The sequence below is a fragment of the Marseilla massiliensis genome, from assembly GCF_016899855.1.
Taxonomy (GTDB): Bacteria; Bacteroidota; Bacteroidia; order Bacteroidales; family Bacteroidaceae; genus Prevotella.
Genome location: NZ_JACJJG010000114.1, coordinates 1 through 8,419 on the forward strand (window position 1 = coordinate 1; position 8,419 = coordinate 8,419).

Here is an 8,419-nt window from a genome sequence, read left to right on the forward strand (position 1 = left end):
ACTCTCGGCATGACAACCGCCTTCTTTACATCCGGCGGCCGCTGCTCCTCGCCTGTGTCATCATTTCAAAGAACTTTCGCTTGAGCACCTCTTAACAAGATTGTTGTTTTGAAGTGAAAGCGAATGCAAAGGTAATGGGTTTACGGCAAACCCGCAAATATTTCAGCAAGAATTTTTCAAAAACAATGCAAAAATATTACATTCTTGATTTAAATCAACCAAAACACACGTATAAAGCATAAAAAGCGCAAAAGAAATGTTCATAAGAGCAGACTTGAGTCAATCATAATTTTTCTATGCCTAAAAGGCTATTTTGCATAATTCACAACGTAAAAAAAGAAAGAAGTACAAGAGAAGGAAACGATCGCATCATCCCATTACCTTATTATATATATGTTGACCAAAAGGTGGGCAAAACTCTAAAGACGGCATTTTAGAGACTAAGAGGCGGCATTTCAGGATGTAAAAGATGGCCTTTTAGAAGCTAAAACGCCGTCTTTTTCAACGCATGAGATGGCTTAACGGCCGCCAGGTAAATATAAAAACGTAATCTGGATACTTTTATCTGTAAAACAGATACTTACATTATTATATAGTATCCGTAATTTTGCAGATGTAAAACAACAATGGGAAAAATGGAGATAAAGAAAGCATGCTTGATACTAATAGCCAGCTTTTCCTTGGCAAACAGTATCATGGCACAAAAAGAAAACATTGATAAAAATATGTTTATGGAAGAGAAACTGAACATGACTCAAGAGTGGGACAAGGTGTTTCCGCTGAGTGAGAAAGTGAACCACAGCAAGATTACGTTTCATAATCGTTACGGGATAACGCTTGCGGCTGACCTTTATGTACCAAAGAATGCCGAAGGCAAGCTTGCGGCCATAGCCGTATGCGGCCCGTTTGGCGCTGTCAAGGAGCAAGCGTCAGGACTCTATGCCCAGACATTGGCGGAGAGAGGATTCCTGACGATAGCTTTCGACCCGTCATTTACGGGCGAAAGCGGTGGTCAGCCACGCTACGTAGCCTCACCGGACATAAATACTGAGGATTTCTGCGCAGCCGTTGACTATCTCTCTACGCGCAACGACGTTGACAAGGAGCGTATCGGAATACTTGGAATCTGTGGCTGGGGAGGCCTGGCCATAAACGCGGCCGCCATCGACACACGGATAAAGGCAACGGTATCTTCGACAATGTATGACATGAGCAGAGTAACAGAAAACGGATATTTCGACGAGGCGGACAACGCCGATGCACGCAACGCCATGCGCGAACAGCTAAACGCACAACGCACGGAGGACTACCGTAACGGCACGTATGCGCTGGCTGGAGGAGTAGTCGACCCATTACCGGAGGACGCGCCACAGTTTGTCAAGGACTACCATGCGTACTATAAGACACAACGCGGATACCACAAGCGCTCCCTTAACTCAAACGGCGGATGGAACAAGACCTCTTCATTGTCATTCCTGAACATGCCGCTGCTTAGCTTTGCAGGCGAGATACGCAACGCTGTATTACTGATTCATGGCGAAAAAGCACATTCCAGATATTTCAGCGAGGACACGTTCAAAAAACTTAAGGGGGACAACAAGGAGCTGATGATAATACCCGGCGCAAGCCATACGGATCTTTACGACAACCTTGACAAGATTCCATTCGACAAGATTGAACAGTTCTACCGTGAGAACCTGAAATAACTAAACATTGAAATGACAAGAACCAAGAGCCGGGAATGAGCAACAATATGCCACAAGAGGGTTAATGGTATGATGACAAAAAGGCCATACCCGGCTCTTAAATCACTAAATGCGGCATGGAACAGACTGTAACTTTCCCCGACGGACGGTCAGTATGCAAGCTCGGCCAAGGCACATACAAAATGGGTATATCGGCAGCAAGGCGCGACGACGAAATGCGTGCGCTAAGGCATGGGATAGAGCTCGGGCTGTCAGTAATTGACACTGCCGAGATGTACGGAAACGAAGAATTCGTAGGCGAAGCCATCCGGGGAGTACGCGACAAAGTGTTTATCGTAAGCAAGGTGCTGCCTTGCAATGCCGACTACACAGGCACGAAACGCGCATGCGAACGCAGCCTCAGGCGCCTTGGCGTAGAGCGCATAGACCTGTACCTGCTACATTGGATTGGCAGACACCCTTTTGCGGAAACAGTACGTGCACTTGCCGAATTACGCAACGAGGGGAAAATCGGTATGTGGGGCATGAGTAACCTCGACGTTGCCGACATGGAACATATCATCTCGTTGCCACAAGGCAGAGAATGCTCAACCGACCAGGTACTGTATAACCTCGAAAGCCGCGGTGTGGAATATGACATGCTGCCCTGGTGCTCACGGCACAATATGCCGGTCATGGCATATAGCCCCGTAGGCGAAGGGCGTCTGTCATGCAACCAGACACTGGAAAGAATAGCCAAACGCCACAAGGCTACGCCAGCCCAAATAGCATTGGCCTGGACAATGCGCAATCCTGGCATAATAGCCATACCCAAAGCAGGAAGCATATCACATGTCAACGACAACTATAACAGCCTAACGGTAACATTGAACGATGAAGACCTGGCCCATATCGACGCGGCTTTTCCTCCGCCACGGAAGAAAATACCGCTTGCAGGATGGTAACAGATAATTCAGTACAATACCATCCAATAAATGGCAAGACACCGCAAGCGAATTTTGGTCCGGTAAATAAAGACTTTGTGGAATACGGTCTTTTATCATGTAAAAGACGGCATTTCGTAATGCAAAATACGGCTAATCAGAAACCGATTGACGGCAAATTGCCAAGTTGACAATAAACCATACAAATAAAAAACAACCTACATAAACAATAAAACGCCGGAACGAGGAAAACTACAACGCGATATTAAATGCGCATGCAAATCTATTCTGCGCTGTAGTTTTCCTCGTTCCGGCGTTTTATTGTACCGTCCCTCAGGACTTTGCAATTGTCTATTTCTTTATATGTTCATTCATGTTTATAGCCTCAAGCAGTTTTATCGCGTCAACATATTGCGCTATGCCTTCGGCCACCTTCTTGGCATCACGCATGGCAAGGACTACGGTTGACGGGCGGTTAACAACGTCGCCACCGGCAAAAACACCTTTTCTGCTTGTCATTCCGCAAGGCTTTTCACGTGTAAGGACATATCCGCTCTCATCAGTCTCTATGCCTTTGGTTGTCGAAACAATACGGCTGGCCGGAACCGAACCTATTGCCATCAGAACCTTATCGGCCTTTTCCGTGCGGCGCTCACCGCCGTGCTCGATTACGACACCGCTTAATGTTCCGTTATAGTCAAGTATCTCGACAAGATTTGACTCCCAATTAAACTTCACTCCTTCCGCTACGGCCTCGTCATATTCAGAATGCAGGGCGCTCATATCATCGATTGTACGATGGTAAATAATCTCAACGTCGCGCGCCCCCATACGTATTGCCGTCCTGGCAGCGTCCATCGCAGTATTGCCGCAGCCTAATACAAACACCCTGTCGCCCTCCTGCACGGGAACATCCTCACGGGCAATGCTGCCTTCATTGTAAAGACTCACCTTACGAAGGAAATAAACCGCCTGACGTACGCCCCTGAGATTTCGTCCTGGAATATCAGGCTTGCGCGGCTTCACGGTACCTGTGCCCATGAAAATCGCGTCAAATCCCTGCTCAAAAAGCTGGTCGATATTAAGGTCTGTGCCTATTGTCGTATTGCAATGGAATACGACTCCTAACTCTTCTATCTTTTTAATCTCGCGCCTTACCACCTCTTTGGGCAGTCGATATTCCGGTATACCGAACATAAGGACTCCTCCGGGTTCCGGTTCCATCTCGAATATCTCGATATTGAAACCCTGCCGCGCAAGGTCGCCGGCAATCGTAAGGCCGGCCGGTCCTGACCCGATAACAGCCACTTTGCCACGGGTTTTCTGCTGAAGTTTCTCACGTATCAGCCCCATATCGCCGTCAAAGTCGGCAATGAAACGCTCAAGCTTGCCAACATGTATCCCCTGTCCCTTCTTGCTCAACACACAATGTCCCTCGCATTGCTTCTCATGAGGACACACACGGCCGCATACAGCAGGCAGATTACTCTTGTCGTTGATTATTTTCATCGCATTACCGAGGTTACCCCTTGACAATTCATGAATCCAATCGGGAATGTCGTGGCTTATCGGGCAGCCCTTCTGGCATTGCGGAACCTTGCAATGCAGGCATCTTTTGGCCTCGTTTATAGCCTCAAGCATGGTGTAACCTTCGTTTACTTCGTGAAAAAGCTGTTTTTGTTCTTCCATCTTTGATAGTAGTTTGAATTTGTATTTGGGCACAAAGTTAATGTAAAAATTTTACTTTTTCTTTGTTTGGAAAACATTTTTTATTAACTTTGCGCTTTGAAAAAAGTATACAACCGACATACCAATAAAACTAAAGACTTTACTTACGGCATGAACTTGAGATGTTTATTAACACAAAACTTGATTTTCATAAACACACATTCTGCCTGAAAGACAGACTTACCATAGACAATAAAGGAAGTTATCCAAGGATAGTGAACGTTGCATTTATGATTATCAAGAGAGAGGATTGAAAAATTTACAACTATGATTTCTGCATTTGACCGAACATTAAAACTAGGCGTATCCTTGTCAGTTATAGACTGGCTGACATTCAACATCGTATTCTTATTGTCATACTACCTGAGTTGGTTCCCGTTCCTAAACTGGGAAGGAAACTTTCTGACATATTTCATCACTTCAAACATCGCGTACATAATTGCTCTGCAGTTCGTGACAATAAGCTTGCACCACAGATGGGCACAACCAGCAAAAGTACTTAGCAATACGTCAAGAACATCACTGATCTTCATCGTGCTTTACACGTCATTCCTCGGAATGTTCAGCGACGTGAGAATACCCGATGCCGTATCTTCATTATTCCTCGCCGCAATAATATTCGTGGCGACAAGCGTCGAACGGCTTGTACTCCGAACATACATAATCCACAGAAGGACCTCAGGACGTGATTCGGTAAAGACAATAATCTTAGGAACAGGCAGCATGTCACAGAAAGTGGCCGACGTTATGACAAATGACTGGAACGGATACAACCTGCTGGGATATTTCTCGAGACTCGGCGACCAAGCGATTGTCAACTCAACCACAGGCGAGGCGATACCAAGACTCGGCGACAAGGATGACATAATCGACTATCTGGAACGTAATCACGTGGACGAACTGTATATTAGCGAGGTGCCGGCAGGAACCGTAAGTTTCAAGGAACTCATGCAAATATGCGACAAGAACATGATACGTGCGTATTATGTCCCGTCGACAGTCTATGGAGAATTCAGGAAAGCCAAGGTAAAGGAGTTTGGTAATATTTACGTTCTGTCGCAATATGACGAGCCTTTACGTGACGTGCGCAACAGGATAGAGAAGCGCCTGTTCGATATATTCGTATCACTGCTCTTCTTATGCACGATATTCCCGTTCGTTCTGATTATCGTCTACATCGTATCGAAAATAACAATGCCCGGTCCTTTGTTCTTCAAACAGAAGCGTACCGGTTACGACGGGCGCGACTTCTGGTGCTATAAATTCCGCAGCATGAAAGTCAACAAAGACTCTGATACCGTACAAGCCGTAAAGAACGACCCGAGGGTAACAAAATGGGGAGCATTGATGCGACACACGAACATTGACGAACTACCGCAATTCATCAATGTACTGAAAGGCGACATGAGCCTTGTAGGGCCACGCCCGCATATGCTTGCACACACAGATTATTACTCTGAACTTATCTCTGACTACATGATAAGGCATTATGTAAAACCAGGAATAACAGGCTGGGCCCAAACCCATGGAGAACGAGGTGAGACAAAAACCGTAGAAGACATGCGGCGACGTGTGGAAAAAGATATCTGGTATATCGAGCATTGGAGTTTCTGGCTTGACATCCAGATAATGATAAAGACCGTCACCGACGCAATACATGGCGACGACAAAGCATATTAAAACAAAACCGGACAAGGATACCGATGTATTTTCCGATGAATCTGATACGGATATCCTTGTCCGGTTCTCATTTATTCAGTTGATTGTTTTTTAGAAACTTACGAATTTTGAGTTTGTAATGTTCAATTCCGCGTTATCTATAAATTCCTTGTCTTTCTTGGTATAAAAGAACGTTGAATTGTCAACAGTTACGTCGTGCACACAATTCATCCCGGGCAGTCCCGTAACCGAAATGGCAGTCTTGACATTACGGCAGACAACATTGGAAATGTGAATATCACAAAATTCAGGAGCAAATGGAGCGTTATCCACAACCTCTGATTTTTTCCCGTCATCCTCTATTACACTATATTTTTTATCAATATAAGTACAGTCAAAAACAATAGCCTCGTCTTTTATATCAGTCATATAGATATCGCTGATATATATACCCTCGGTCTTGCCTCCCCTGCCAATGCCACTTTTGAATCGCAGGCCAGTATCCGTACCGCAGAAACGATTGTTACGCACAACGATATTCTTCATGCCTCCAGAAAACTCTGAGCCTATTACAAAACCTCCATGGGCATGGAATACGGCATTATTCTCAATCAGGATGTTTTCACACGGACCATACTTTACGCCCGACTCTCCGGCTCCACCTTTCATGCAGATACCGTCATCACCTGCATCAATGGTGTTATTCACAATCAAGACATTGCGGCAGCTGCTTATATCAAGCGCATCGCCGTTTTGCGCATTCCACGGACACCGGATAATAACACCGTCAACAATTACATTCGTACAACGTGTCGGGATTAAATGAAATTTCGGAGAATTCTGTATAGTTACACCTTTCACCATAACATTTTCACAATCAGTGAACCTTATCAAATGAGTCCGCATTTTCTCCTGAGCCTCGGGAGAGGACGCGATATTGTCAAAATGCCTTAAATTAAAAGGAAACCACAACTTTCCACCTTCCGTTTCTGTTCCACCCATATACAGAAAGTCCTTCCATTCCGTATCACTTACCTTTGAACGTTTTACAGGACGCCAGTAAGCGCCATTGCCGTCTATGACGCCATCACCAGTGATACTTATGTTCTTACGCTTGCTCGCATTAATCATAGGGGTACACTTCGTGTCCTTCTTCCCGTCCTTCTCCTTAATGAACAGACTTCTGTCAGGCGAAGCCAACAATATTGCATTCTTCTCAAGATGAAGATCTATATTATCCTTAAGCGATATAAGACCGGAAAGCCATATACCTGCAGGAACAACCAAATGTCCGCCACCTTTCTTGTTCAACGCGCTGATTGCCTTGCTGAAAGCCTCCGTGTTAAGCGTAAGGCCATCACCTACACCGCCAAAATCCTTGATATTGACGGAATAATCAGGAATCACCGGAGCATTGACAATTGGCATGTTAACCGGAAGATTATTATAATACTCCCCGTAATCATCTGCCTGCACGACATTTACTGCCAAAATATATGACAGGCATAATAAAACAAATCTCTTCATGTTGTTGATTAGTTTATAAGTTATAAATTAAAATAAGCCATGTAATCAAAAGTGATATTCCAAACAGGCCGTAGGCTACCATGGCCCTCATATCTACTGCAAAGTTAATGCAAGTTCAAGAAAAATCCAAGTATTAAGTAAAAATAAGCTACATATTTATTGTTTTTTATTACATCACTTGTTTTCTTGATTTAACGGAAATCAGATAATAATAATACAAATAAATGCCCGATTATACCCCTAAAAACAATTATTTTTAATAAAATCGTAAAAAACTCGGCAAAAGTTTTGGTAGTTTAAAATAAAACGCCTACCTTTGCACTCGCATTTGAGAAATAACAAATGCAGACGCGCTTGTAGCTCAGTTGGTAGAGCATCTGACTCTTAATCAGAGGGTCCAGGGTTCGAACCCCTGCAGGCGTACAAAGGGGACTTCTAAGAGGTTGATAATCAAGGCCTTTTTCAGAAGTCCTCTTGTTTTTTGTCAACCGTTTGTCAACCGAACTTTCTTAAAGCACTCCATCTTTCAAATAATGCAACTGTTTATTTTATTCGCAAAAATACGAATTATACACTTAAATTTGTTCTTACAATCGAAATTTTTTCTACTTTTGTTTATATATTAACCTAAAATAACGTGAGTTCGGTATAATAATCTTATGCAATAAGCCTGCTTTTATCAATGATGTCAATATTGAGTGACGGTTTCTTAGGTAGCAGGTTGTATGCGATAAGCCCTGCAATCAGGTTGGAAGCAAATCCGTCAATGCTGCGGTGCCTGGTATGTTCAATGTAGCAGACGTTTTTGAGTTCGTCGTTGACGGTTTCAATGAGCGCCCTTTTCCGCAGCAGGATTTTGTCGTGCAGGTCCATGAG

The 8,419-nt window shown here is 44.2% G+C and carries 6 protein-coding genes and 1 tRNA gene; 4 read left to right on the forward strand and 3 right to left on the reverse strand.

Features of this window, described 5'->3' with window-relative positions:
• The first annotated feature begins 695 nt into the window (after positions 1-695).
• Both H6A34_RS12540 and H6A34_RS12545 read left to right on the forward strand, forming a co-directional pair.
• Positions 696-1,706 (forward strand): alpha/beta hydrolase, encoded by a 1,011-nt coding sequence (locus H6A34_RS12540; protein ID WP_239480879.1) that lies wholly within the window; start codon positions 696-698, stop codon positions 1,704-1,706.
• A gap of 116 nt (positions 1,707-1,822) precedes the next feature.
• Positions 1,823-2,650 carry an aldo/keto reductase gene (locus H6A34_RS12545; RefSeq protein ID WP_205105797.1) on the forward strand — a complete coding sequence of 276 codons (828 nt, stop codon included), beginning with the start codon at positions 1,823-1,825 and terminating at the stop codon, positions 2,648-2,650.
• 330 nt (positions 2,651-2,980) lie between these two features.
• On the opposite strand, the gene H6A34_RS12550 is transcribed toward H6A34_RS12545, so the two are convergent.
• A complete protein-coding gene (locus H6A34_RS12550; RefSeq protein ID WP_205105798.1) occupies positions 2,981-4,318 on the reverse strand; it encodes an NAD(P)-dependent oxidoreductase in 1,338 nt (445 codons plus the stop codon).
• Positions 4,319-4,624: 306 nt separating this feature from the next.
• Here H6A34_RS12550 and H6A34_RS12555 point away from each other — a divergent pair, with 306 nt between their 5' ends.
• Positions 4,625-6,037 carry an undecaprenyl-phosphate glucose phosphotransferase gene (locus H6A34_RS12555; RefSeq protein ID WP_205105799.1) on the forward strand — a complete coding sequence of 471 codons (1,413 nt, stop codon included), beginning with the start codon at positions 4,625-4,627 and terminating at the stop codon, positions 6,035-6,037.
• A 90-nt stretch (positions 6,038-6,127) separates the two neighbouring features.
• Here H6A34_RS12555 and H6A34_RS12560 read toward each other — a convergent pair whose 3' ends face one another.
• Positions 6,128-7,543, reverse strand: coding sequence for a glycoside hydrolase family 28 protein (locus tag H6A34_RS12560; protein WP_205105800.1), 1,416 nt, complete (start codon positions 7,541-7,543; stop codon positions 6,128-6,130).
• A gap of 350 nt (positions 7,544-7,893) precedes the next feature.
• Between H6A34_RS12560 and H6A34_RS12565 the strand changes: the two genes are divergently transcribed.
• Positions 7,894-7,966: transfer RNA gene (locus H6A34_RS12565), tRNA-Lys, on the forward strand.
• 234 nt (positions 7,967-8,200) lie between these two features.
• Here H6A34_RS12565 and H6A34_RS12570 read toward each other — a convergent pair.
• The coding region (locus H6A34_RS12570; RefSeq protein WP_205103907.1) for a transposase at positions 8,201-8,419 on the reverse strand (219 nt) is incomplete at its 5' end.